Here is a 23,192-nt window from a genome sequence, read left to right as displayed (position 1 = left end):
CGCTCAGACGCGCGGTCGTGTCCACAAGCCGTCGCGGCTCGCACTGCCGTCCCAAAGAACGTCGCGCCGTGCGGCCTGACGCGCGGCCTTTACGACCCAGCCCAGCTTGGCCCGCCGCGAGGTGACGACGCGATGGTCCCACGCGTGCGCGCCGCGCGCAGCCACTTCGCGCGCGATATCGCCGTAGATGCCGGCTGCGGCCAGCACCGCCCAGGCGGAGCGGAACGACAGGGCCGGCGTGCCGTGCCGGGCCGACGCTTCATAAGCGGCCGCCCGGTCGGCCAGGCGGCGCGCAAGTATCGCAAGCCGGGGACGGAAGGGGGGTTTCATCTCCTCCCCGGGCGGCACGTCCATTTCCGCAAGCCAGTCTGCCGGCAGATAACATCGCCCCGCCGCCGCGTCCTCGCTGATGTCGCGTGCGATATTGCCGAGCTGGAAGGCAATGCCGAGATCGCAGGCCCGGTCGAGCACGGCCTCATCATCCGGCGCCACGCCCATCACGATCGCCATCATCACGCCGACGGTGCCCGCGACATGATAGCAATAGCGATAGAGATCGGCCTCGTGCCGCGGCTGGAACTCCGCCGCATCCAGCGCAAAGCCCTTCACCAGATCGCGCGGCAGCTCGTGGGGGATGCGGCACTCGGCTGCCACCAGACCGAGCGCGTCGAATGCTGCCTCGCCCGTCGCCCGCCCGGCGAGCGCATCTTCGGTGAGAGTGCGGATCATCGCCAGCCGGCCCATCGGATCCGCGACCGCGCTGCGCCCATGGCCCATCGTCTGGCCGTCGGCCAGATCGTCGCACGCGCGGCACCAGGCGTAGAGCAACCAGGCCCGCTCGCGCGTTTCCCGATCGAACAGCCGGCTCGCCATGGCGAAGCTCTTCGATCCCCTGGCGATGCTCGCCTCGGCAGCTGCGACGAGCTTCGCCCGATCCGTCATGCGAAGAGATCGCCCTGCCGCGGCGGCTCGACACTCGGCTCCGGAATCGGCAGCGGCCGCGCCTCCACCTTCAAATCGTCCAGCATCAGCCGGGCGGTGGCCTTGGCCGATCCGACGACGCCGGGAATGCCTGCCCCGGGGTGCGTCCCCGCACCCACGAAATACAGGTTGGGAATCTTGTCGTCGCGATTGTGCACCCGGAACCAGGCGGACTGAGTGAGCAGAGGCTCGAGGCTGAAGGCCGATCCGAGATGCGCGTTCAGATCCCGTCCGAAATCGGCGGGCGCATAATGGAAGCTGGTGACGATCCGCTCGCGAATATCCGGGATCAGCCGCCGCTCCACCTCGTCCAGGATGCGCTCCTCCAGGATCGGCCCGATCGCATCCCAATCGATCGGCGATTTGCCCATGTGCGGCACCGGTGCGAGTGCATAGAAAGTGGAGCAGCCTTCGGGCGCGAGCGAAGGATCGCTGACCGTCGGATGGTGGAGGTAGAGCGAGAAATCGGCGCTCAGCACGCCATGATCGTAGATGTCCGTGAGCAGCCCCTCGTAGCGCGGGCCGAACAGGATCATGTGATGCGGGATTCCCGGCCAGTTCCCCTTGATCCCGAAATGCACGACGAACAGCGAGGGCGACCAGCGCTTGCGCTCGAGCGCCGCCGCGGCGCGTTCTCCGCGCGCCGTGCCCTTCAGCAGATCCCGGTAGCTGTGCATCACGTCGGCATTGCTGGCGACCGCGTCGAAGCTGCCGCGCCAGCCGCTCTCCGTGCGCACGCCGGTCACCCGATCGCCCAACGTCTCGATCTCCGCCACGCCGTCGCCGAGCCTGACCACGCCGCCGAGGCGCTGGAAATGCGAAACCATGGCCCGCACCAGAGCATGGGTGCCGCCTTTGGCGAACCAGACGCCGCCATCCTTTTCCAGCTTGTGGATCAGCGCGTAGATGGCGCTTGTCGTCATCGGATTGCCGCCGACGAGCAGCGTATGGAAACTCAGCGCCTGGCGCAGCTTGTCGTTCCGGACGAAGGACGAAACGATCGAATGGACCGAACGCCACGCCTGATAGCGCGCGAGCTGCGGTGCTGCGCGCAGCATCGATGCGAAATCGAGGAAGGCGACATGTCCGAGCTTTTCATAGCCTTCGCGATAAACCCCGGCCGCATAGGCGGCGAAGCGGGCATAACCCTCCACGTCGGCAGGATCGAGCTTCTCGATCTCCTGCCGCAGCGCCGCCTCGTCATTGGAATAGTCGAAATTCGTCCCGTCGGGCCAGTTCAGCCGATAGAAGGGCATGACCGGCAGCAGCGTCACATCCTCCGCCATGTCGCGGCCCGAGAGCGCCCACAATTCACGCAGGCAGGCGGGATCGGTGATCACCGTCGGCCCCGCATCGAAAGTGAAGCCCTGCTTCTTCCACACATAGGCGCGGCCGCCGGGCTTGTCCCGGGCCTCGATCAGCGTGGTTGCGACGCCTGCCGACTGCAGGCGGATGGCGAGCGCCAACCCGCCGAAGCCGGCCCCGATTACAGCAGCGGATCTCAAGCGCGCAAATCCTCCCGCATGACGGCAAGCGCGCGCCGGATCGGCACGGGGGGCTTCCCGCTCAGGATACGCATCTTGTCGACCAGGGTAGAACTGCCAGCATAGAAGCGCCCTATAAGACGATGATCGAGCGTGTAGAAGCGCTCCAGCACGTCGCGCCGCCGATCGGGAATCGCGGCGCGAAACAACATTCGATCGAGCAGCCGGTAAAAGCCGCGCGCCTGCCAGGCCGCACCCGCATAGGCGTGCAGCGCAGCGTGCAGCGCCGCGCCCGAAACATCGGCGAGCGCCGCGACGAAGGATGCGGTACGAACCGCATCCGGAAGGGAATAGCCCGTCGTCGGATGGAACAGCCCGGCCCGCACGCCCGCCTTGGCGACGCCGTTGCCGCCGGACCGCCAATAGGCCTCGAAATCGCCGCCGAGCAGCACCGGCAGAGCTCCCGCCTCCTCGCGCCCGACACCCTCTATGCTCCAGCCGCGCGCCGCGGCGAATGCCTCGATCCGGCTACCGAGGCGTCCCGCGTCGAGGCCGCGCGTATCGCTGTAATAGGTATCCTCGACGAAGAGCCGATCCTCCGCGAAGGGCAGGCAGTAGACGAAGCGATAGCCATCGATCTGCTCCACCGTCGCGTCCATCACGATCGGCCATCGGAGCCCGTGCGGACGGCTGAGGACCAGTTCGCGCCCGAGGAATTTCTGCCAGCCGAGCTCGAGCTGAGCGAGATTTCCCGGCCCCCGCGCATCGATCACCCCGCGTGCATCGATCCGCCCGCCTTCTGCCAGAATCACCGCCGTCGAGGAGGCGGCCAGCACCTTGCATCCGGTTCGCAGCCGCTCGGGCGGCAGCGCCTCGCGCAGCACGGCGTCCAGCCGTTCCGACGTGATCGCCTGATAGGCGCCGCCGATATGCCGGCAGAAGCGCGGAAAGAGCACATCATGCCCCTCCCAGCGATGACATATGAGCGGATCGACCAGCCAACGATCTGCGACCGCCACGTCGCTGTCGAAAAAGCTCCACAGGTGATTGCCGCCGAAGGTGTCGCCCGCCTCGATCAGCAGCACGGCAAGTTCGGGGCGCTGCCGGGCGAGAGCGAGCGCGATCAGCCCGCCGGCAAGCCCGCCACCGACGATCGCAACGTCGCAATCCCTACCCTCTGCCATGATGGAAGGCTTATAAGCCAAAGGCCTGCGGTGGGAAGCGTCGTCCTCGCGCCGGCAAATGGCGCCTCATCTTCTCGGACGTTGGATTGACGGCCTCCATTCTGTAGAAGCGGCCGTCCATCGACCGAGGCCCGCCTGATGCCCGTTGCCGCCGCTCCCGCTCAGCAAGCTCCATCCTTCATCCTGCTGCTGATCGCCGCCTTCTTCTATGTCACCGCCGCAGGCGTCGCCTTCCATGCCGTCGTCGCCGGGCGGAAGAACGACGCGCGGCATTCGCGCGCCTTCGCCCGCCACTGGAAACGGGACGACCGTTTCTGGCTGATCGTCGCCGGCCTGCTGCTGCTGGGCGCCCTCTATCGGATCGGCAACGTCGAATATATGCTGCAGGGGCATTTCCGCGGCGAATTGCGCCAGGACAATCTCTATGCGCAACGCCGCGCCATCCAGGCGCCGATCGTCATGACCGGTCTGGTCGTCGGCCTCGCCGCACTCGCGCTCAGCGACTGGCAGTTGCGGCGGCGCCATCTTTCCGTGCGACTCGGCGCCGCAGCGGGAATCGCCCTGCTCATGTTCCTCTGTGTCAGGGTCGTTTCGGCCCATGGCATGGATGCGGCGATGCACGCCTCGGTGGGCGGACTCAAGCTGAGTTGGATCGTGGAGCCCGGCCTGCTCGTCGCGATCATTGCCTGCGCTACCTGGTTCCGCCAGTGGCGCGCGACGCTCAGGCGTCCCTCCCGCACGGCGGAGTGATGTCGGAAGCCGGCATCCTCGCCTCCGCGCTGGCGATGACGCTGATCGTCGCGGTCCGCTACCTCGTGACCAGCGGCGCCTTCGATCTGGCGACGCGCGTCCACCGCCCCGGCCTCTATACGGGCCAGGGCAGACAGATCCGGCGCGAGATCGGCTGGTCCCTGGCATCGGCGCTGATCTACGGCGTGCCCGCCGGCGTCGTCGCCTGGGGATGGCAGGCACGGGGCTGGACGCGTATCTATGTCGATATCCATGCCTGGCCACTCTGGTGGTGGCCACTGTCGATCCTCGCCTTTCTGCTGGTCCATGATTGCTGGTTCTACTGGACGCATCGCGCCATGCATGCGCCGCGGCTGTTCCGTATCGCCCATGCGGTCCACCATGCCAGCCGACCGCCGACCGCTTGGGCCGCCATGGCCTTCCATCCCTGGGAAGGGGTGAGCGGTGCGATCGTCATCCCGCTCCTCGTCTTCGTCATTCCGATCCATTTCGCGGCGCTGGGCGTCGTGCTCACCATCATGACGGTGATGGGAATCACCAACCACATGGGCTGGGAACTGTTTCCCCGGCCCCTCGTACAGGGCCGCGCCGGCCGCTGGCTGATCACCGCCAGCCACCACCAGCGCCATCATCAGGACTACAGGTGCAATTATGGACTCTATTTCCGCCTCTGGGACAGGCTGTGCGGCACGGACCAAGGGCTGGGCCAGTTTCCCGCACCGCCTTCTCCGCAGGCTCGGCGCCGCGCTGATGATCGTCGCGCTGCTACCGGCGGCGGGCGCGATCAGCGCCGGTCCGGGTGAGGTGCAAGTCCATATCGAGGGGCTTCGGTCCGTCAGCGGCCTCGTCAGCGCCTGCCTCACCACCATGCCGGCGGGCTTTCCGGACTGCCGCAACGATCCCAAATCGCTGCGCCGATCGGTCAAGGCGCAGACCGGCGCGACGATCATATTCGAGGGGCTGGCGCCCGGAACCTATGCGGTGTCGCTGATCCATGACGAGAACGGCAACGGGAAACTGGACACGCGGCTTGGAATTCCACGGGAAGGCATTGGCTTTTCGCGCAATCCGGTGGTGCGCTTCTCCGCACCCAAATTTCCCGACGCGTCCTTTACCGTCGCGGACAAGCCGGTCTCGCTGACGGTGCAGATGAAATACATACTGTAAAAAAAAGGGCCGACCCAAAGGGGCCGGCCTTGAGTTTCTTAGGAGAGGATGCCTGAAAGGCCTGCTCCTTTTGCACCTGCTCACATTTTGCTGCAACTGCGAAATAACTATTTAGTGATGCAAAGTTTGCATCCATGGTTGCATAAAGCGTTATCAGTTGGACACGCCAAGGCCGCCTGCTGAGGCCGTAGGATGCAGGAAGGCGCTGAAATCCAGGGGTTTGCGAGGCGCTGCGACCGACACGGTTTCCGGTCTTCCCGGAGCATCACTCTCCTGCGGGCTCGTTATGGAGCTCCACGTGCCGGCCGCAGCGGTTCATTGTACAGGCATGACGCCAGCCCCGGCAATCCGGCGAAACACTCGCGCTCTGCTGCCGTGCAGCAGCGTAATCGCGGCTGGACCGGCGCTTCCCGCACCTCTAAGATGCGACCATTCCCCGGGGGGCCATGAGGACATGGCTGAGAGGCGGTTGATCCACCGCGACCCGCCGAACCTGATCCGGCTGACACCGGCGTAGGGAGGGAGCGGCCACCACCGTGCTCTCGCTTCGCTCCAGCCCAATGGAGAGACGAGCAATGGCCGATATTCCCGCCCGAACCGAGCTTAAGGTCACGACCGGGCCGATCCGCGGCAGCCGCAAGATCCATGTGCCAGGGCCACAAGGCGTGCGCGTGGCGATGCGTGAGATCACGCTGGACCCAGGCTCGGGCGAGCCGCCGGTGCGGGTCTATGACTGCTCCGGCCCCTATACCGACCCCGCCGCGCATATCGACATCATGGCCGGCCTGCCCGAACTGCGCCGCGAATGGATCCGCAGCCGCGGCGACGTGGAGGAAGTGACCCAGCGCGAGGTCAAGCCGGAGGATAATGGCCAGCTCGGTCCCGACCGGTCAGGCGGAGTGCCTCCATTCCCACACGTCCGCGGCCGGGTGCTGCGTGCCAAGGCCGGCGCCAACGTGTCGCAGATGCACTATGCCCGGCGTGGGATCATCACGCCCGAGATGGAATATGTCGCGATCCGCGAGAATGTCGGCCGCGCTGCGCTCCAGGAGAAGCTCGCGCGCGACGGGCAGGATTTCGGCGCCTCGATCCCCGACTATGTGACGCCCGAATTCGTGCGCGAGGAAGTCGCCCGCGGCCGTGCCATCATTCCGTCGAACATCAACCACCCCGAAAGCGAGCCGATGGCGATCGGCCGCAACTTCCTCGTCAAGATCAACGCCAATATCGGCAATTCGGCGGTGGCGTCGGACGTCGCCTCGGAGGTCGACAAGATGGTCTGGTCGATCCGCTGGGGTGCGGACACGGTGATGGATCTCTCCACCGGCCGCAACATCCACGACACCCGCGAGTGGATCCTGCGCAACTCGCCCGTGCCGATCGGCACCGTGCCGATCTATCAGGCGCTGGAGAAAGTCGGCGGTATCGCCGAGGACCTCACCTGGGAGATCTTCCGCGACACGCTGATCGAGCAGGCCGAACAGGGCGTCGACTATTTCACCATCCACGCCGGCGTGCGCCTGCCCTACATCCCGCTGACCGCGAAGCGCGTCACCGGCATCGTCAGCCGCGGCGGCTCGATCATGGCGAAATGGTGCCTGGCGCACCACAAGGAGAGCTTCCTCTACGAGCGGTTCGAGGAGATCTGCGAGATCATGAAGGCCTATGATGTGGCCTTCTCGCTCGGCGACGGCCTGCGGCCAGGTTCGATCGCGGATGCCAATGACGAGGCGCAGTTCAGCGAACTCGCGACGCTGGGCGAGCTGACCCAGATCGCCTGGAAGCACGATGTGCAGGTGATGATCGAGGGCCCCGGTCATGTGCCGATGCACAAGATCAAGGCGAACATGGACAAGCAGCTCGAGGCGTGCGGCGAGGCGCCCTTCTACACGCTCGGGCCGCTGACCACCGACATTGCGCCGGGCTATGACCATATCACCTCGGCGATCGGCGCGGCGATGATCGGCTGGTTCGGCACGGCGATGCTTTGCTACGTCACGCCCAAGGAGCATCTCGGTCTGCCCGACCGTGACGACGTGAAGGTCGGTGTCGTCACCTACAAGCTCGCCGCCCATGCCGCCGATCTCGCCAAGGGACATCCCGCAGCCAAGCTGCGCGACGATGCGCTGTCCCGTGCACGCTTCGAGTTCCGCTGGCGTGACCAGTTCAACCTGTCGCTCGATCCGGACACTGCCGAACAATATCACGATCAGACGCTGCCGGCCGAAGGCGCCAAGACCGCGCATTTCTGCTCGATGTGCGGCCCCAAATTCTGCTCGATGAAGATCACCCAAGAAGTGCGCGATTTCGCGTCGAAGCAGAATGCCGGTGCCGAAACCTTCATCGCCGCGGAACAGGGCATGGCGGAGATGAGCGAGAAGTTCCGCGAGAAGGGTAGCGAAATCTATCTGCCGGCGGAGTGACACCCACCCTGGATGCGTCGACATTCAGGGATTGCGCGGGAAATGCCGGACCGTACGCCGTTTGCGGCCTGCGGTCCGCGATCTCCAAGAACATCCGCGTGCGGCGCACGTTCGCCGGAAAAAAATCGCCGTACCGGTTACAGCGTGGACGATCGCCGCCTATCAATTCGGAAAGGGGACGGCGTACCGTGCCCGCACTCGCAGATGAGGCCGTCGAACCCGCCACCTGCTGCTGCAAGCCAAAGCTCTTTCGGAGCGATAAGCTCACGTCACAGCGCGGCGCATCTCCATCATCCCTCGGGCCTGATGGAAGCGCGGTTCGGGTTGCTGTCGGATGAAGAGGAGGAGGTGATCAGCGCATCGAAGAAAGCGTTGAGCTGACCGAGTTGTGTCGGGGTGAGCTGAAGGATCACCCGCCGTTTGTCGCGCGGATCGGGAATACGCTCGATCGCTCGCGCCTTGTAGAGATGATCCAGCCAGCGCAGCGCCGTGGTAGCCGGCACCCGCGCGCCAACGCAGGCATCGCTCACCGAAAGCCGTGGCCCGCGCAGTTCGGCTACATACAGGTCCAGCAGCAGATCCCATGCCGGGTCTGCGAAATTCACCGTCTGCCCGAGCATGCGATCGCGCAGGTCCCGCATGCGTACGATCCGCACTGCGGCCTCGACGCGTGCAAGCTTCCTTTCCCGGCCTTCCGCAGGATCCAAGCCGAACTTCTCCTGCGCCGACTCTGCGCTGGGACGCACGTTATCCGTCATAAGCGCCTTCGTCAGGCACCGCGGATGCTTTCATCCATGAAATGCCGTCACTGATCGGCGCGCCCGCCGCTCCTGCCCCATATCCTGTCCTTTGCGTCGGGCCATTCCCGGATCGCGTTATCAACGATGATGCGACGAACACATTGATGCAAGTTAATATCACGGCCATGCTTTCGAACATTCGGCGAACGAACCATATTGGTTTTACTTGTTCTTTTTTTGTTCTACAATTGTATCGTCCCTGAGTCGTTCTTTCTCGGGAGAGAACAGATGAACGCAACGCCCGACACCTTCTTCTTCGCCCTTCGACCTCCTTCGGATTCCGCTAGGGAATTATCCCACTTGCGTGATGCGCTGGCCAGCCCGGGAATGACCAAAATCGCCCTGCACCGCTTGCACATAACCCTTTTGCTGGTCGATTTGCGCCTACCGCTGCATATCCTGTTCGAGCGTTCCAAACAGGCGCTTAGCAGCTCTCCTCTGCCAACCTGCCGGGTTATGGTCGATCGCTTGATAGGCGGCGCGCATTCGACCTTGGTCATGCCCAGTGAGCCGCTTCTCGGCTTGCAGAACATGCAAGCCAAATTAGCGTCGCGGTTAGCGATGTCTGGAATTTTCACTCCGAAATGGTGGAGATTTTGTCCTCATCTGACCTTGCTGTACAATGGTCCAAGGCTGGACATACCCATCGATCCGATCGGGTGGCGCGCCGACGAACTCTTGTTTATCCGCAGCCATGTGGGCCAAACCCGCCACGAGGTCATCGGCAGCTGGACGCTCGGCTGAGCCATTCCGATCCCCATATCCGTTCTCGATTCGGATCCGGCACGATGCTAGTATGACGCATCTCCAGACGGAGCATCGCCATGGCCGATCCGACGCCCTTAGAGCAAATCCGCGACGCCTATGCGCAGTGGCATGAGAGCAAGGCGGGATCGATCGATGTCTTCCTGAAACTGCTCGCGCCGCATTTCAAAATGCGGTCCGTGCTGGGAAATCAAATTCCCGATCCGCTGGCGCTCGATCGCAAAGGTATCGATCAGGCGCGCGAGTATCTCGATCTGCTCACACGGGATTGGGAGATGATCGAGATGCCGACCGAGCAAGTACTGAGCGATGGCGATACGGTTGTCTGGATCGGCCGTTGCCAGTGGCGCAACCGCGCGACCGGTGACGAGGTGAAGTGCCCGAAGGTCGACGTCTGGCGCTTCGCCGAGGGCAAGGCCGTGCAGTTCCTGGAAATGTTCGATTCACTCGGCTTCGCCAAGGCGGCCCGCCTGGCCTGAGCGGCCAGACCGGCCCGGCATTGCGAAGCCGGCCGCCACGGCTTCGGCCAGATCGTCCGGCGAATCGATATCGAGCGCCAGGCCGATCCGATCGACGCGCGCCGCCCGCCCCTGTCCAACATGCGCTGGAAAGCTGGCGACGCCGAATTGGAAGAGGAAAGGTCTATCGTCGTACAACGCCACCGCATTGGTGCCCCGGCCGTGCCTGTCGGGCGCGATGGCGCGGCCAGCGCGCTCCGCCGCCACCAGCAATGCGCCGACATCCTCGCTGCCAAGCAGGGGCAGATCAGCATGGAGGATGAGCAGCGGACCGCCGATCGTGTCACGAACCGCCTCCAGCTCCGCATTGAGCCCGCGCCCCCGGTCGGCATGCCAGCCGCCCGTCCAGCCATCGGGCCGATCGGCCGCGATGAGATGGATGGCACCGATCGATTCGCTCCGCTCCAATGCAGCGACCACGCCGTCGAACATCACTGCGGATAGTGCGATGCGCTGCTCCGGATCGAGCAGGCCCGCCAGGCGGGTCTTGCGTTGGGCCGGCGGCTTGAACGGCAACAGGGCCGTCCAGCTCATCGGCGCAGCGACCGGGCGAAAGCGAGGGCGGAGCGCGCGACGCGGATGCGATCATCGAGCGCCAGCATCAGCGTGTCCGTCCGTGCCGACGCGATGCCCAGATCGGCTGGCGCATCGCGCTCGTCGACCAGCATGCCGTCGATCACACCCTGATAATGCGCCGTTATCGCCGCCACGCCCTGATCGACGCCCAGCTCCACCATCAGCTTGCCGGTCGGCCCCTTGACCGCCCGCCCGCCGACGAGCGGCGAGATCGCGACCACCGGCGCTTGTGCGTCGGCCAGCGCCTGTCGCAAGCCGGGCACGGCCAGCAGCGGATCGACGCTGAGGAAGGGATTGGACGGCGCAATCAGGATCGCGTCGGCGCCTGCGATCGCGGACAGCGCGCCGGGCGCCGGATGTGCCCGATCCGCTCCCTCGAAGCGGATCGCTTTCACCCGCGGCTCACAACGGCGCGCGACGAAATAGCGCTGGAAAGCCAGCTCCCCTTCGTCGGTATCGAGTATCGTCGCCACGGCATCGTCGGTCATCGGCAACACCGTGCTCGCAATCCCCCAGCGCCGGGCGAAATCGCCGACGATCGTGGAAAGTGGTTCACCCGCTGCGAGCCGCGCCGTGCGCAGCACGTGCAACGCCAGATCGCCGTCGCCGAGCGCGAACCAGTCTTCACCGGCCAATGAGCGGACGGCGTCCATGAAGCTCCAGCTCTCGCCCTCGCGGCCCCAGCCCTGCGCGGTGTTGGCCTTGCCCGAGAGGGTATAGAGCAGCGTGTCGATGTCGGGCGAGACGCGCAGCCCCAGATGGGTGAAATCGTCGCCGGTGTTGACGATCGCGGTGACGTCCGCCGGCGGCAGCGCGTGGGCAAGGCCCAGGACGAGCTTGGCGCCGCCGACGCCGCCGGTCAGCACCGTTACCTTCACCGAAACAGATCCTCGCCCAACGGGCGGACCAGCGCGGCAGCAGCCGCATCCGGCGCATCCCAGCCTAGCCCGCGCACCAACGCGGCAGGTACCCCTTCCGCACCCTCGCCGGTCGCGAGACCCGCGGCGGAGGCGACCATGTCTCCCAGCGCGACCTGCGTCACCTCCAGGCGGCGCCCGTCGCGGTCCAGTTCGCCGCGCCGGTCGATCAGCGCCGGCAGACCGGCCACCCCGATCGCGACATTGACCACGCCGTGGCGCCAGGGTCGCCCGAAGCTGTCCGAAATCACGACCGCCGGTGCCGTGCCGAACCGCAGGGCGAGCGTGGCACGCAGCCCTTCGGCCGACGCGTCCGCATCCTCGGGGAGCAACAACACCCGCTCGTCCGCACCGGCGCCCAGGTTGGAACGATCGATTCCGGCATTGGCCATGACATGGCCCGAGCGATGGCGCGTGATCAGGATATTCGGCACGGCGCGCACCACATTCTGGCTTTCGGCCAGCACCAGCTCGATGATGCGGGGATCCTTGTTGACCTTGGCCGCGAGCTCCACCGCCTCGACGCCCGGCACCACCGTAGCGAGATCGACATGGCGGCCCTCGGCCTTGGACACGATCTTCTGCGTAACCACCAATATGTCGCTGGCATCAGGGGCGATGCCGGCCTGCGCCAGCGCGTCCGCCAGAATCGCCGCCAGATCGTCGCCCGGTGCGATCTCGCCGATCCCGGCCAGGGGAATGATCTGGATCATGTAAGATGGTTCTCGATGCGTGTCCGGGCCGCCCTTTCCGACCGTTGCGAAGGGCCGTCAACCCGCGATGCGAAGTTTGGCCGGCTTTTGTGACTTTGGGGGATGGGGACTGTCGCGCCTCCCTATTCTGCGATAACCGGGCCCGCGAAGCGGCGGCCGGCCCTGCCGGCCGCTCCGACACACATGATTGAGGGAGAGACGGATGCGGTTCCACCACGGCGAATCGATGACCGCGATAGGCAACTATATTCCGCTGGCGCAGGCCGCGGAGGCGAACGGCTATGCCGGCTTCGCGATTCCGGACAGCCTCATCTACCCCCAGGAATCCGACACGCAATATAGCTACACCTCTGACGGCGGCCGCAGTTTCCTGGAGAACAAGCCGTTCATCGAAAGCTTCATCCTGGCCGCCGCGCTCGGCGCCGCGACGCAGAAGCTGGAATTCACCACAAATGTGGTCAAGCTCCCGGTGCGTCCACCGCTCTACTCGGCCAAGCTCGCCGCCTCGGTCGCCGCGCTCACCAACAACCGCTTCAATTTCGGCGTCGGTCTCAGCGTGTGGCCCGAGGATTTCGAGGTGATGGGCGTGCCTTATGAAAAGCGCGGCAAGCGCTTCGACGAATGCATCGCCATCGTGCGCGGGCTCACCAATGGCGGCTATTTCGGCTTCGAAGGCGAATTCTACAAACTGCGCCCCGTAAAGATCAATCCGGTGCCGACCAAACCGATCCCGATCCTGATCGGCGGCCACTCCGATGCAGCGCTTAAGCGCGCGGCGCGCAATGACGGATGGGTCTATGCCGGCGGTGGCGTGGACGCGCTGGAACCCTACATCCCGAAGCTGGCTGCCGCACGAAAGGAAGCGGGCACCGAGAATGCGCCATTCCGCCTCTTCGCGACGGACATGGGCGATGCTACGGTCGATACCGTGAAACGCTATCAGGACCTCGGCGTGACCGATCTGATCATGACCTTCCGCAACATGTATGCGGTGGAAGAGGACACGCAGCCCCTCAATGAGAAGATCGACGTGCTGAAGCGCTTCGCAGACACCATTATCGCGAAGATCTGAGAGACAGAGTGGAAAGAGACGCCGCGCTCCGGGCCCATATTGCGCAATCACCGCTGCCGGCGCTGATGGCCGAGGCGCGCGCGTTGCGCGATCGCGGCCATGGCGCGTTCGTCAGCTATTCGCGCAAGGTCTTCATCCCGCTCACCCGCCTCTGCCGCGACGTGTGCAGCTATTGCACCTTCACGCGGCCGCCGCGGAAGGGAGAGCGCAGCTATCTGAGCCCAGACGAGGTGCTGGAGATCGCGCGGGCCGGCGCTGCCGCCGGCTGCCGCGAGGCGCTGTTCACGCTCGGCGATAAGCCGGAGCTGCGTTTCCGCGCTGCGCGCGAGGAACTGGCCGAGCTCGGCTATGCCACGACGATCGACTATCTCGTCGCGATGTGCCGGCTGGTGGCCGAGGAAACCGGGCTGTTGCCGCACGCCAATCCGGGGGTGATGACCGCGGACGAGATCGCCGCGCTGCGTACCGTCACCATATCGCAGGGCATCATGCTGGAAACGACGGCCGAGCGGCTGTCGGACAAGGGCGGCCCGCATTACGGCTCGCCGGACAAGCATCCGGCGGTACGGCTGGAGACGATCCGGCTCGCCGGCGAGCTGGCCGTGCCCTTCACCAGCGGCATATTGATCGGCATCGGCGAGACCCGCGACGAGCGGATCGACGCGCTGTTCGCGCTGCGCGACCTGCACGCCGCGCACGGCCATATCCAGGAAGTCATCATTCAGAATTTCCGGGCCAAGCCGGATACGCGCATGGCCGATGCGGACGAGCCGGATCGCGACGAGCTCCTCTGGACGATCGCCGCCGCTCGGCTGATCCTGGGTGCAGAGATGAACATCCAGGCGCCGCCCAATCTGTCGGGCGAGGGATTCGGCCAGCTGATCGAGGCCGGCATCAACGATTGGGGTGGCGTCTCGCCGGTGACGCCCGATCATGTGAATCCCGAGGCGCCCTGGCCTGCCATCGCCCGGCTGGCACGCGAGACCGCGGCGCATGGCAAGACGCTGGTCGAACGGCTGGCCGCCTATCCCTCGCATCTCGGTCTCGACCGCTGGCAGGACAAGGCGCTGCACCGCTCGATCCTCCATGCGATCGATGCCAGCGGCCTCGCCCGCGACGATCGCTGGCGGGTGGGGGGCTCGACGCCGCCGCCAGCGATCGGCACCGGCGGTGCGCCGCGCAACCCGGCCGTCGCGGATGCCATCGCCAAGGCCAGCGATGGCCAGGCGTTGAACGAGGCCGAGGTGGTGACGCTGTTCAATGCCCGCGGCCCCGATTTCGAGGCGGTGTGCGAAGCGGCGAACCGGCTGCGCGTCGAGGTATCGGGCGAAACGGTGCGCTACGTCGTCAACCGCAACATCAACTACACCAATATCTGCGTGCATCGCTGCGGTTTCTGCGCCTTCTCCAAGGGCCGGCGCGCCGCCCAGTTGCGCGGCCCTGCGTACGACATCGATTATGACGAGGTCGCCCGCCGCACGGCGGAGGCATGGGAGCGCGGCGCCACCGAAGTGTGCATGCAGGGCGGCATCCATCCCCGCTACACCGGCGAAACCTATCTCGCGCTGCTCCAGGCGGCGAAGCGCGGCGCGCCCGGCATCCACGTCCACGCCTTCTCGCCGCTGGAGGTGCGGCAGGGCGCGGGCACCCTCGGCATGCCGATTCCCGATTATCTCGCCATGCTGCGGGATGCCGGCCTTGCCAGCCTGCCCGGCACCGCGGCGGAGATTCTCGACGACGAGATCCGCGACATCCTCTGCCCGGACAAGCTGAATACCGCGCAGTGGCTGGAGGTGCTGTCGGCAGCGCACGAAGTGGGCCTCAGGACCACCTCGACCGTAATGTACGGCCATGTCGAGCGGCCGGAGCATTGGGCGCGCCACCTGCTGCGCATCCGCGCGCTGCAGAAACGCACCGGCGGCATCACCGAATTCGTGCCCCTGCCCTTCGTCGCCGAGGAGGCGCCGATCTACCTCAAGGGCCGCGCCCGTCCGGGGCCGACCTTCCGCGAGGCGATCCTGATGCATGCCGTCGGCCGCCTGGCCTTCCATCCCGTCATCTCCAACATCCAGGTCTCCTGGGTGAAGATGGGCGAGGAAGGGGTGAAGGCGGCGCTGGCTGCCGGTGTCAACGATCTCGGCGGCACGCTGATGAACGAGAGCATCTCGCGCGCTGCCGGTGCGGAGCATGGCCAGGAATGGGAACCGCAGAAAATGGATGCGGTGATCCGCTCCATCGGCCGCGTGCCGGAGCATCGCACGACGCTCTACGGCCAGCCGCCACGCGACCAGATCGCACGCTCCTACGTCGCGGCGCCGCTGGAGCCGCTGCAGCAAACCACGCTGCGCACGGCCTGATTTCGAAGCGTCACACCGGGCAGGGCTTTGGCAAAACGCTCTGCCCTCTTGCAAAGGCTGGCTTTCGCCCAAGCAATCCACCGGCTAAGCACGCGCCGCGCTGATAAGGAGAAAATGGAATGAGTGAAGCCGAACGGCCGACGATCGCAGTGCTGGGCGGAGCCGGCCATGAGGGCGCCGGCCTTGCCGCGCGCTGGGCCAAGGCAGGATTCCCGGTGGTGATCGGATCACGCGATCCGGCCCGCGCCGCGCAGGCAGCCGAGGAGATTGCCGGCCGCACCGGCGGCACGGTGAGCGGCGTGGCCAATGCCGATGCGGCGAAGGCGGGCGAGATCGTCGTGCTGGCCGTGCCTTATTCGGCGCAGGTACCGCTGGCCGACGAGGTCTCGCCCTCGCTCCAGGGCAAGATCCTGATCGACGTCACCGTTCCGCTCGTCCCGCCCAAGGTTGCCCGTGTCCAGCTTCCCGAGGGCGGCTCTGCGGTCGAGGCGCTGCAGAAGCGGCTCGGATCCGGCGTGCGCGTCGTCTCGGCCTTCCAGAACGTCTCGGCCCATCAGCTCGCCGAGCTGGACCATGCCGTCGACTGCGACGTGCTGGTGACCGGCGACGACGAGGCCGCGCGCGAAACCGTCTGCCGTCTGGCCCGCGCGATCGGCCTGATCGCCTGGCAAGCCGGCCCGCTCTCCAACTCCGCCGCCGCCGAAGCGCTCACCTCCGTGCTGATCTCGATCAACAAGCGCTACAAGTCGCCGCTCGGCGCCGGCATCCGCATCATCGGCGTGCCGACTCCGGAATAACCCCGCTTCATCCTCCCCGGAACAGGGAGCGGGACCGTTCGCGAAGCGAATGGTAGAGGAGCCGTCGCTGACAACAGGCGGAATGTCTGTTGCAGGCGGCGGCCCTTCCACCATCCTTTGGACGGTCCTCCCCTGCGGGGGAGGATTTAAATTACGCCGCCTCGAACCAGGTGATGGCGTGGCTGATGTCGGTCCGCTCGTGCGGCTTGCGGCCCACTTTGGCGAGATAATGCTGGGTGATCTTCATCTCGGGCCGGATCGGCTCGACGATCTCCATGATGCGGTCATATTCGGTGCGGGCGATTTTCCAGCTGCCGTCCTGGCGGACGTAGCGATCCTTGTAGATCGCACTGCCGATGGTCACGTCGTTGCGACCGAGATCGACGAAGATGTCCTCCAGATACCATATGCCTTCGGCCGTATCGTCGCCGGTGAAGGTAATTTCGGGCATATGGCCCTGGTGCATGGCAACGGCGTCCGAATGGAAGCTGGTCAGCAGGAAATCCAGCATGGTCTCCTTGCCCTGCAGGCGGACGAGATACTCGCCGCCACGATATTCCACCGAGATGTCATCGGTGAACAACGGCTCCAGCACCGCCTTGTCGGCCGTGTCGATCGCGCGGAAATAGCGATGCTTGAGGGTGCGGATGTCCTCGAGATCCGAAAGCTGCTGAAGCGTATAGGGCATGGTCTCTCTCCTTCTGCGCGATTCATTGCGGATAGCGTTACGCATTTTGCTAATCTACCAGGATCGCATTGACCAGATCGTAGGCGTAGGCCATCCATGCGCCACTAAGACAAAGGGAGAGAAGGATGAGCCGGGCGGCATATGGCGCGATCGATCAGATAGGCTATCTGGTCGACGATCTCGACGAGGCCGTGGCGCGCTGGACGGAGCGGACCGGCGTCGGCCCTTGGACGGTGTTCCGCAACGTGCGCCTGGACGGCACCTATCGCGGCGAGCCGACGACGGTGACGATGGACGTGGCGCTGGGCTATCAGGGCGATCTCCAGATCGAGCTGATCGCGACGCCGGGCGACACGCCTTCCCCCTATCGCGATGCGACCGGCCAGCGGCTGATCGGCATCCATCACATCGCCTGGATCGTCGACGATCTCGACACAGCCGTCGCCGAGGCGAAGCAGCGCGGCCTTGTGCCGGTGTTCGCCGCCCGCAACCCGGCGAGCAACGTCGCCTATCTCGAAAGCCCGGGCGAAGCCGGCATCCTCTACGAACTGATCGAGGGCGCGCAGATGCGCCAGATGATCAGCGCCGGCATCATCGCGACCAAAACCTGGGACGGCAGCAATCCGGTGACGGAGATCGATCTCGCCCTGGTCAGCGCCTGACGGGAGACACGGCAGATGCGCTTCTGGGTCGTCCTGATGGGGGTCAACGAGCTCGACCAGCTCGTCGAGCTCGCCAGACATGCCGAGGCTTGCGGCTTTCACGGCCTCACCTATCCCGATCATCTCGTCATGCCGACCGAGATCGGCAGCCGCTATCCCTATACGGAGACCGGCGAATTCTTCTGGCCGATCGAAGCGCCCTGGCCCGATCCCTGGATCACCCTGTCCGTGCTCGGCGCGGCGACCAGCCGGATCCGCCTGGCCACCAACATCTATCTCGCCGGCCTGCGCGATCCGTTCACCGTCGCCCGCGCCGTCTCGACCGCGTCGGTGTTCACCGACGGACGCGTGGTGTGCGGCATCTCGGCCGGCTGGCTTAAGGAGGAATTCGACGCGGCCGGAATCGATTTCGCCAGCCGCGGCCGGCGGCTCGACGAGATCATCGCCGTCTCGCGCAAGCTGTGGACGGGTGAGGTGATCGACCATCATGGCGAGTTCTTCGATTTCGAGAAGATGATCATGCGGCCGGTGCCCGCGGCGCCCGTGCCGGTATGGAGCGGCGGTGTCTCCAAGCCCGCGCTGCGCCGCGCCGCCGCCAATGACGGCTGGCTCGGCATCCCGATGTCCGCTGCGGAGAATGCCGCGATCGTCGGCCGCATGCAGGGCCTGCGCCGCGAAATGGGGCTGCCGGCGGCAGGCTTCGACGCCTGCGTATCGCTCGCCGGCCCGCTCGACGATGCCGCTGCGGACACGCTGGCCGGTGCCGGCGTGGAGGACATGACGGCGATCCCCTGGATGGCGACGCCCTGGGACATGGCCCGCTATGTCGACGAAGGCGCGGACGTGACCCGGCTTCAGGTGAAGAAGGACGCGATGAGCCGCTTCGCCGACGCAGTCATCGCGAAGCGCGGCGGCTGATCGGTCGCCCGCTGCGGCGACTGCGGCTGTTCCCCGCGGTGCGGGGCGGTTACAGTTCCTCGAATCATGTTCGACTTCGAGGGGCAATGGCCAGAAAATCTTCCCGCGGGCGCCGGCCCCAATCGAAGCAGAGACGGGGCGGCGGCTTGATCACCTGGCTGCTGATCATCCTGCTGATCGCGGTCATCGCGCTGCTCGCCTATCCGCATCTGCAGCCGCAGGGCGACACGGGCGCCCCCTCCCCCGCAGTGGAAGATAAATCGTCGACGGACGGCACCGGCGAGCCTTCGGCCGGCCCGGACAGCAGCCGCTCACGCTCGCTGCCCGCAGACAATCGCGTGCTGGAGCGACCGGGCAATGGCGCCCCCGCCCCGTCGAGCGCAGCCGAGGATCAGGAAGCGAACGAGGTCGCCGCGATGGTCTCGCAGGGCGTGGTCAAATATGATCGCGCGACGCGCGGCCAGCAGAACGACGCCGCCGCGCCCGCGCAGGACGCGCCGCAACGCTGAGCCGGCGCCTTGCCCGTTCGGGATATGAAGGCTTCCAATGACTGACGGGCCGGCTCAGCTCAGCCGAGACAGCCGAGCCGCGCCAGCGTCTCGCGAATCTTCGCCCTGTCTTCGGCCGATACGTCGTTCAGCGGCGGACGGACACGACCCGCGGGCACGCCGCGCTCGGCAAAGGCGGCCTTCAGGATTGCCGGGCCAGAGCCGAAGCGGCCAACCAGTTCCTGCGTATACCAATCTTCCATGATCACGCGATCCTTGCGGCCGCATTCGCGCGCCGCCTCGATGTCGCCCGCCCAGAAGTGGTTGTAGAAATCGGCGTGGATCCGGCCGAGCACACCGCCCGCGCCCATCGTTCCGTCGCCCCCCCGAGCCTCGAGCAGCGCCAGGCCATGCTCGTCCATGCTGTGCCCGAACACCCGCACGCTCTCGTTGAGACGGAAGAAGGTGGCGAGGAAACGGCGCAGGTCGCCGGTCGACTGCTTGATCGCCACGACATTGTCGAGCGCCGCAATCCGCTCCAGCAGATCCACAGACATGTCGATGCCGGTGCCCGGTGGCCAGTTGTAGACGCAGATCGGCAGCCGGCTGCCCGCGGAGACCTGGGCATAGAAACCGAGGATTTCCTCTTCGCTCGGCCGCACATAGGGCGGCGGCGTCACCAGCACGCCGTCGAAGCCGCAGTCGGCGGCATGATCGGCAAAGGCGAGGCTCTCGCGCGCGGTAAAGCTGGTGCAGCCTGCCAGCAGCGGGAGCTTGCCGGCCATCTGCGCGCCCGCCGCCTTGAAAAGCAGTGCGCGCTCCCCGGCCGACAGGCTCGTCCATTCGCCGGTGGTGCCCGCCACGACCAGGCCGTGCATGCCCTCGGCATGGAGCCATTCCAGCATTGTCCCCAGCGCGCCCGGATCCAGGCTGCCGTCCGCCGCGAACGGTGTCACGATGGCAGGAATATAGCCGCGCCATTCGACGCGCGCGCGCTTGTCGATCAAACCAAATCCCCCAGTATGTGCAGGCGCGGACCGGCCCGCCCTCATCTGTCATCCATGGTGTTGCGACACCCGTTTGCACGCATCAAGCGAGGGCGTGCGCCAAGATCATTGCGTTGATCGCAAACTAGCGACAGGGTGCGCCTCTCCGGGAGGCACGATTGATCGAAAACGCTCTGGCCTATTTCTATGAAGCCGCGAATCTCGGCTCTATGCGACTGGCGAGCGAGAAGATCGGCGTCGCCGTGTCCTCGATCAGCCGGCAGATCGCGCAGCTCGAGCAGGAGCTGGGCATAGCGCTCATCGAGCGCGGCCGTCGATCGATTCGTCTCACCGAGGCGGGGCGCATGACGCTCGATTATTATCGCGACCAGATCGCCGATCGCGAGGCGCTGATGAACCGCCTGCGTGAGCTGCGCGAGGTGAAGACCGGGCGGATCGAGATGGCTGTCGGCGAGGGCTTCCTCGGCCGCTCGTTCAGCACGCTGATCGACAATTTCCAGCGCCGCAACCCCGGCATCGCCGTCTCGATCCTCAGCGGCACGACCAGCGAGATCGTGCGGATGGTGATGGAGGACGAAGCGCATATCGGCATGATCCTGACCACCTCGAACGAGCCCAGGATCCGGACCCGTAGCTCCGTCGCGCAGCCTTTGCAGGTGATGTGTGCGCCCAATCATCCGGCCGCCGCGCTGGAGGCGCTGACCCTCGCCGATCTGCAGCATTACAAGCTGTGCCTGCCTCCCAAGGGCTTCCGCATCCGCCATCTGCTGAACGACGCCGAAAAGCGCGCCCAGACCTGGCTCGAACCGGCAATCGTCACGACCTCTCTGCAGGTGATGCGCGATCTCGTCCGCGCAGGCCGCATGGTGACGGTGCTGCCTCGCATTGCCGCGGTGGCCGAGCTGGAGGAAGGCACGCTCGTCGCCCGGCCGCTCAAGGAAGCCGAGCTGGAGCATGCCACGGTCAGCCTGATCCACCGCCTTGGCCGGCAGCTCGATGGCGCGCCGGCGCGGCTGCTCGGGCAGATCGAGGCCAAGCTGAAGACCTGGACGGAAGCCGAGCGGTAGGACCGCGCGTCAAATCAAGCCTATTTCCCTCATTCCATCCGCGCCGCGGCGCTGGTCAGCACCGCCATCGGCATCGGTCCGGAGCGCAGCACGATGTCATGGAAACGGCGCACGTCGAAACGCGCGCCGAGCCGCGTTCGCGCTGCCTCCCGCGCGGCGACGATGCTGTTGGCGCCCACCTTGAAGCTGCACGCCTGGCCTGGATAGACGCAGTAGCGCATTACCTCGCGCTCGGTGGAGGTCTGTTGTTCGCCGGCATGCTCCACCATCCAGGCCACCGCCTGTTCGCGCGTCCAGCGCTTGTGGTGGATGCCGGTATCCACCACGATACGCGCGGCACGGAACAACTCGGACTGGAGATAGCCGATCCGGCCGAAAGGATTACCGTCGAACGCGCCGATCTCATCCGCCACCTGCTGCGCATAGAGCGCATAGCCCTCGGTATAGGCAGAGAAGCGCACGATACGGCGATAGAGCGAGAGACCGCCGGCATGCCGCAGCATGCTGAATTGGAAATGATGGCCGGGCACGCCTTCATGATGGGTCAGCGTCTGCAGGCGCCAGAGCGGAAGGTCGCCGGAGCGCTTGAGGTTGATCGAATAGATGCCGGGGCCGCCACCGACGCCTTCATTGTAAAAGGCGCCGGGCGCGCTGTCCTGGATGGCGGCCGGCACCGGCCGCACCACGATCGGATCGACCACCGGCGCGTTGAAGGCGCGCGGCAGCAGCGCGACGATCTGGTCGAGTTCACGCTGGGCCTCGGCGAGCAAGCGGGCACGGCCTGCCTCATCATCGGACACGAGGAAGCGCGGATCATGGTCCATCGCCCGCAACCGCTCACCGAGCGTGCCCGACGCAAGGCCCTGCGCCCTCATCAGCCGGTCGATCTCGGCGACGAGTTCCTCGCACTGGGCGAGGCCACTGCGGTGCAGTTCCTCCGGCGGCGTATCGACCGTGGTGTTGGATCGGGCGGCGGCGGCATAATAGGCGTCGCCGTTCGGCAGGCGCCAGACACCGGCGATGTCGCTCGCCCGCGGCAGCAGCGCCTGCAAAGCTTCGATCTGGCGAGTGAGCGCCGGCGCGACCTGCGCTGCGAAGATCGCCTCGCCGCGTGCGCCGACGTCGCCCAGCCCCTTGGCCGACGCGCGGGCGATGGCATGCGCCATCAGCGCCGACTGGCGAACCGGCGCATCGCGTAGCTGCCGGAGCTGATCGACGGTGCGCGCGATCACGAAACCGGGCGGGATCACGCCGATGCCCGCATCATGGCGCACGCGCTCGGTTTCCTGGTCGAGCGCGACGGCGAACGCAGCGAGCCGGGCATACCAGGCCTCGACGTCGGCCGCGGTCTCGAGCGGATGGTTGCTGCCTATGAAATCCGGCAGCCAATAATAGGTGCCGTTCATCTGGCTGACGACATAGGGGCTCGGCCGCAAATCGATGTCGATATAGCCGTAGCGACCCAATATGTCCGCGAACTGGGTGTAGACGAAGGCGGCGATGTCATAATCGAGCAGCGCCGACGGCGAGAGGGCCGCGCGATCGATAGCGCGCAGCCCCGCCTGCGCCGCCGCGATCGCCTGGCGATCACGCGCCATGGCGGCGAGCGAGCGATCGTCGAGTCGGCTGCGCAACGCGGCCTGCGCGCCGACATCCCAGCCGAAATTGGTCGCCTGCTCCGGGCTGCGCGTCAGGAACAGCTCGGCATGACGCTGCAACAGCGTTGCCAGCGCCGCATCGGCGGAGCCGGCGGACGCCGTCGCCGCGGACACGAAGGAGGGGACGAGGCCGACGACGGCGCCCGCCGCGAGGAAGGTCCGCCGATCGATCATATCCTGCACCCCTTTACGCAAAATGG

General features: G+C 66.0%; 23 protein-coding genes and 1 riboswitch. Of the genes, 13 read left to right on the top strand and 10 right to left on the bottom strand.

The window, feature by feature from the left end; all coding sequences use genetic code 11:
• Nucleotides 1-3: 3 nt before the first annotated feature.
• From GQY20_RS25585 to crtY, 3 genes are read right to left on the bottom strand one after another with little or no spacing between them, the layout of a single operon-like run.
• The gene (locus GQY20_RS25585; RefSeq protein WP_157220001.1) at nt 4-942 is read right to left on the bottom strand and encodes a phytoene/squalene synthase family protein; all 939 of its coding nucleotides are present in this window, start codon (nt 940-942) and stop codon (nt 4-6) included.
• On the bottom strand, nt 939-2,486 hold the full coding sequence (locus tag GQY20_RS25580) for a phytoene desaturase (protein ID WP_157220000.1): 1,548 nt from the start codon (nt 2,484-2,486) through the stop codon (nt 939-941). Before GQY20_RS25580 ends, GQY20_RS25585 begins: the two co-directional genes overlap by 4 nt.
• Entirely contained in the window at nt 2,483-3,649 is a 1,167-nt protein-coding gene (crtY, locus tag GQY20_RS25575; RefSeq protein ID WP_157219999.1) for a lycopene beta-cyclase CrtY, read from the bottom strand. Before crtY ends, GQY20_RS25580 begins: the two co-directional genes overlap by 4 nt.
• A 138-nt stretch (nt 3,650-3,787) precedes the next feature.
• On the opposite strand from crtY, the gene GQY20_RS25570 reads away from it, so the two are divergent.
• The 4 genes from GQY20_RS25570 to thiC all read left to right on the top strand — a co-directional run bounded on the left by GQY20_RS25570 (nt 3,788) and on the right by thiC (nt 7,989).
• A complete protein-coding gene (locus tag GQY20_RS25570) occupies nt 3,788-4,399 on the top strand; it encodes a hypothetical protein (protein WP_157219998.1) in 612 nt (203 codons plus the stop codon).
• Nucleotides 4,399-5,202: a sterol desaturase family protein gene (locus GQY20_RS25565; RefSeq protein ID WP_157219997.1), complete on the top strand. Its 804-nt coding sequence runs from the start codon at nt 4,399-4,401 to the stop codon at nt 5,200-5,202. The genes GQY20_RS25570 and GQY20_RS25565 overlap by 1 nt, the downstream gene beginning before the upstream one ends.
• Entirely contained in the window at nt 5,150-5,566 is a 417-nt protein-coding gene (locus GQY20_RS25560) for a DUF2141 domain-containing protein (RefSeq protein WP_157219996.1), read from the top strand. Before GQY20_RS25565 ends, GQY20_RS25560 begins: the two co-directional genes overlap by 53 nt.
• 427 nt (nt 5,567-5,993) lie before the next feature.
• Nucleotides 5,994-6,103: riboswitch (TPP riboswitch) on the top strand.
• 38 nt (nt 6,104-6,141) lie between these two features.
• Nucleotides 6,142-7,989: a phosphomethylpyrimidine synthase ThiC gene (gene thiC, locus GQY20_RS25555; RefSeq protein ID WP_157219995.1), complete on the top strand. Its 1,848-nt coding sequence runs from the start codon at nt 6,142-6,144 to the stop codon at nt 7,987-7,989.
• 290 nt (nt 7,990-8,279) lie between these two features.
• Here thiC and GQY20_RS25550 read toward each other — a convergent pair whose 3' ends face one another.
• The gene (locus GQY20_RS25550; RefSeq protein WP_198351205.1) at nt 8,280-8,696 is read right to left on the bottom strand and encodes a helix-turn-helix domain-containing protein; all 417 of its coding nucleotides are present in this window, start codon (nt 8,694-8,696) and stop codon (nt 8,280-8,282) included.
• A gap of 321 nt (nt 8,697-9,017) precedes the next feature.
• Here GQY20_RS25550 and GQY20_RS25545 point away from each other — a divergent pair, with 321 nt between their 5' ends.
• Nucleotides 9,018-9,533 carry a 2'-5' RNA ligase family protein gene (locus GQY20_RS25545; protein WP_157219993.1) on the top strand — a complete coding sequence of 172 codons (516 nt, stop codon included), beginning with the start codon at nt 9,018-9,020 and terminating at the stop codon, nt 9,531-9,533.
• An 80-nt stretch (nt 9,534-9,613) separates the two neighbouring features.
• On the top strand, nt 9,614-10,033 hold the full coding sequence (locus GQY20_RS25540; RefSeq protein WP_157219992.1) for a nuclear transport factor 2 family protein: 420 nt from the start codon (nt 9,614-9,616) through the stop codon (nt 10,031-10,033).
• Here GQY20_RS25540 and cofC read toward each other — a convergent pair.
• From cofC to cofE, 3 genes are read right to left on the bottom strand one after another with little or no spacing between them, the layout of a single operon-like run.
• Nucleotides 9,998-10,606: a 2-phospho-L-lactate guanylyltransferase gene (gene cofC, locus GQY20_RS25535; protein WP_157219991.1), complete on the bottom strand. Its 609-nt coding sequence runs from the start codon at nt 10,604-10,606 to the stop codon at nt 9,998-10,000. The genes GQY20_RS25540 and cofC overlap by 36 nt on opposite strands.
• Nucleotides 10,603-11,526, bottom strand: a complete 924-nt coding sequence (gene cofD, locus GQY20_RS25530) for a 2-phospho-L-lactate transferase (RefSeq protein ID WP_157219990.1) — start codon at nt 11,524-11,526, stop codon at nt 10,603-10,605. The genes cofC and cofD overlap by 4 nt, the downstream gene beginning before the upstream one ends.
• Entirely contained in the window at nt 11,523-12,278 is a 756-nt protein-coding gene (cofE, locus tag GQY20_RS25525) for a coenzyme F420-0:L-glutamate ligase (protein WP_157219989.1), read from the bottom strand. Before cofE ends, cofD begins: the two co-directional genes overlap by 4 nt.
• A gap of 202 nt (nt 12,279-12,480) precedes the next feature.
• Here cofE and GQY20_RS25520 point away from each other — a divergent pair, with 202 nt between their 5' ends.
• The 3 genes from GQY20_RS25520 (at nt 12,481) to npdG (ending at nt 16,504) form a co-directional block, all read left to right on the top strand.
• Nucleotides 12,481-13,350: a TIGR03619 family F420-dependent LLM class oxidoreductase gene (locus GQY20_RS25520; RefSeq protein WP_157219988.1), complete on the top strand. Its 870-nt coding sequence runs from the start codon at nt 12,481-12,483 to the stop codon at nt 13,348-13,350.
• Nucleotides 13,351-13,415: 65 nt separating this feature from the next.
• Nucleotides 13,416-15,707, top strand: a complete 2,292-nt coding sequence (gene cofH, locus GQY20_RS25515; RefSeq protein ID WP_157220136.1) for a 5-amino-6-(D-ribitylamino)uracil--L-tyrosine 4-hydroxyphenyl transferase CofH — start codon at nt 13,416-13,418, stop codon at nt 15,705-15,707.
• 119 nt (nt 15,708-15,826) lie between these two features.
• Entirely contained in the window at nt 15,827-16,504 is a 678-nt protein-coding gene (gene npdG / locus GQY20_RS25510; RefSeq protein ID WP_157219987.1) for an NADPH-dependent F420 reductase, read from the top strand.
• A 151-nt stretch (nt 16,505-16,655) separates the two neighbouring features.
• Here npdG and GQY20_RS25505 read toward each other — a convergent pair whose 3' ends face one another.
• The gene (locus GQY20_RS25505) at nt 16,656-17,192 is read right to left on the bottom strand and encodes a nuclear transport factor 2 family protein (protein WP_157219986.1); all 537 of its coding nucleotides are present in this window, start codon (nt 17,190-17,192) and stop codon (nt 16,656-16,658) included.
• A 125-nt stretch (nt 17,193-17,317) separates the two neighbouring features.
• On the opposite strand from GQY20_RS25505, the gene GQY20_RS25500 reads away from it, so the two are divergent.
• From GQY20_RS25500 to GQY20_RS25490, 3 genes are all read left to right on the top strand, one after another.
• Complete coding sequence (locus GQY20_RS25500) at nt 17,318-17,854, top strand: VOC family protein (RefSeq protein ID WP_157219985.1); 537 nt, start codon at nt 17,318-17,320, stop codon at nt 17,852-17,854.
• Between the two features lie 15 nt (nt 17,855-17,869).
• On the top strand, nt 17,870-18,772 hold the full coding sequence (locus GQY20_RS25495) for a TIGR03619 family F420-dependent LLM class oxidoreductase (RefSeq protein WP_157219984.1): 903 nt from the start codon (nt 17,870-17,872) through the stop codon (nt 18,770-18,772).
• Between the two features lie 146 nt (nt 18,773-18,918).
• Complete coding sequence (locus tag GQY20_RS25490) at nt 18,919-19,281, top strand: hypothetical protein (protein WP_157219983.1); 363 nt, start codon at nt 18,919-18,921, stop codon at nt 19,279-19,281.
• A 59-nt stretch (nt 19,282-19,340) separates the two neighbouring features.
• Here GQY20_RS25490 and GQY20_RS25485 read toward each other — a convergent pair whose 3' ends face one another.
• Nucleotides 19,341-20,267 carry a dihydrodipicolinate synthase family protein gene (locus GQY20_RS25485; RefSeq protein WP_232476250.1) on the bottom strand — a complete coding sequence of 309 codons (927 nt, stop codon included), beginning with the start codon at nt 20,265-20,267 and terminating at the stop codon, nt 19,341-19,343.
• A 158-nt stretch (nt 20,268-20,425) separates the two neighbouring features.
• On the opposite strand from GQY20_RS25485, the gene GQY20_RS25480 reads away from it, so the two are divergent.
• Nucleotides 20,426-21,334 carry a LysR family transcriptional regulator gene (locus tag GQY20_RS25480; RefSeq protein ID WP_157219981.1) on the top strand — a complete coding sequence of 303 codons (909 nt, stop codon included), beginning with the start codon at nt 20,426-20,428 and terminating at the stop codon, nt 21,332-21,334.
• 29 nt (nt 21,335-21,363) lie between these two features.
• On the opposite strand, the gene GQY20_RS25475 is transcribed toward GQY20_RS25480, so the two are convergent.
• Entirely contained in the window at nt 21,364-23,166 is a 1,803-nt protein-coding gene (locus tag GQY20_RS25475; RefSeq protein WP_157219980.1) for a DUF885 domain-containing protein, read from the bottom strand.
• Between the last annotated feature and the right edge of the window lie 26 nt (nt 23,167-23,192).

Source organism: Flavisphingomonas formosensis (assembly GCF_009755815.1).
Classification (GTDB): domain Bacteria; phylum Pseudomonadota; class Alphaproteobacteria; order Sphingomonadales; family Sphingomonadaceae; genus Flavisphingomonas; species Flavisphingomonas formosensis.
This window is presented reverse-complemented; position numbering and strand designations above follow the sequence as displayed.

What these genes read in the sequence shown, in the direction of transcription:
- GQY20_RS25585 (WP_157220001.1), bottom strand. Translation starts at nt 942, where the DNA reads ATGACGGATCGGGCGAAGCTCGTCGCAGCTGCCGAGGCGAGCATCGCC.
- crtY (WP_157219999.1), bottom strand. Translation starts at nt 3,649, where the DNA reads ATGGCAGAGGGTAGGGATTGCGACGTTGCGATCGTCGGTGGCGGGCTT.
- GQY20_RS25570 (WP_157219998.1), top strand. Translation starts at nt 3,788, where the DNA reads ATGCCCGTTGCCGCCGCTCCCGCTCAGCAAGCTCCATCCTTCATCCTG.
- GQY20_RS25565 (WP_157219997.1), top strand. Translation starts at nt 4,399, where the DNA reads ATGTCGGAAGCCGGCATCCTCGCCTCCGCGCTGGCGATGACGCTGATC.
- GQY20_RS25560 (WP_157219996.1), top strand. Translation starts at nt 5,150, where the DNA reads ATGATCGTCGCGCTGCTACCGGCGGCGGGCGCGATCAGCGCCGGTCCG.
- thiC (WP_157219995.1), top strand. Translation starts at nt 6,142, where the DNA reads ATGGCCGATATTCCCGCCCGAACCGAGCTTAAGGTCACGACCGGGCCG.
- GQY20_RS25545 (WP_157219993.1), top strand. Translation starts at nt 9,018, where the DNA reads ATGAACGCAACGCCCGACACCTTCTTCTTCGCCCTTCGACCTCCTTCG.
- GQY20_RS25540 (WP_157219992.1), top strand. Translation starts at nt 9,614, where the DNA reads ATGGCCGATCCGACGCCCTTAGAGCAAATCCGCGACGCCTATGCGCAG.
- cofC (WP_157219991.1), bottom strand. Translation starts at nt 10,606, where the DNA reads ATGAGCTGGACGGCCCTGTTGCCGTTCAAGCCGCCGGCCCAACGCAAG.
- cofE (WP_157219989.1), bottom strand. Translation starts at nt 12,278, where the DNA reads ATGATCCAGATCATTCCCCTGGCCGGGATCGGCGAGATCGCACCGGGC.
- GQY20_RS25520 (WP_157219988.1), top strand. Translation starts at nt 12,481, where the DNA reads ATGCGGTTCCACCACGGCGAATCGATGACCGCGATAGGCAACTATATT.
- cofH (WP_157220136.1), top strand. Translation starts at nt 13,416, where the DNA reads ATGGCCGAGGCGCGCGCGTTGCGCGATCGCGGCCATGGCGCGTTCGTC.
- npdG (WP_157219987.1), top strand. Translation starts at nt 15,827, where the DNA reads ATGAGTGAAGCCGAACGGCCGACGATCGCAGTGCTGGGCGGAGCCGGC.
- GQY20_RS25505 (WP_157219986.1), bottom strand. Translation starts at nt 17,192, where the DNA reads ATGCCCTATACGCTTCAGCAGCTTTCGGATCTCGAGGACATCCGCACC.
- GQY20_RS25500 (WP_157219985.1), top strand. Translation starts at nt 17,318, where the DNA reads ATGAGCCGGGCGGCATATGGCGCGATCGATCAGATAGGCTATCTGGTC.
- GQY20_RS25495 (WP_157219984.1), top strand. Translation starts at nt 17,870, where the DNA reads ATGCGCTTCTGGGTCGTCCTGATGGGGGTCAACGAGCTCGACCAGCTC.
- GQY20_RS25475 (WP_157219980.1), bottom strand. Translation starts at nt 23,166, where the DNA reads ATGATCGATCGGCGGACCTTCCTCGCGGCGGGCGCCGTCGTCGGCCTC.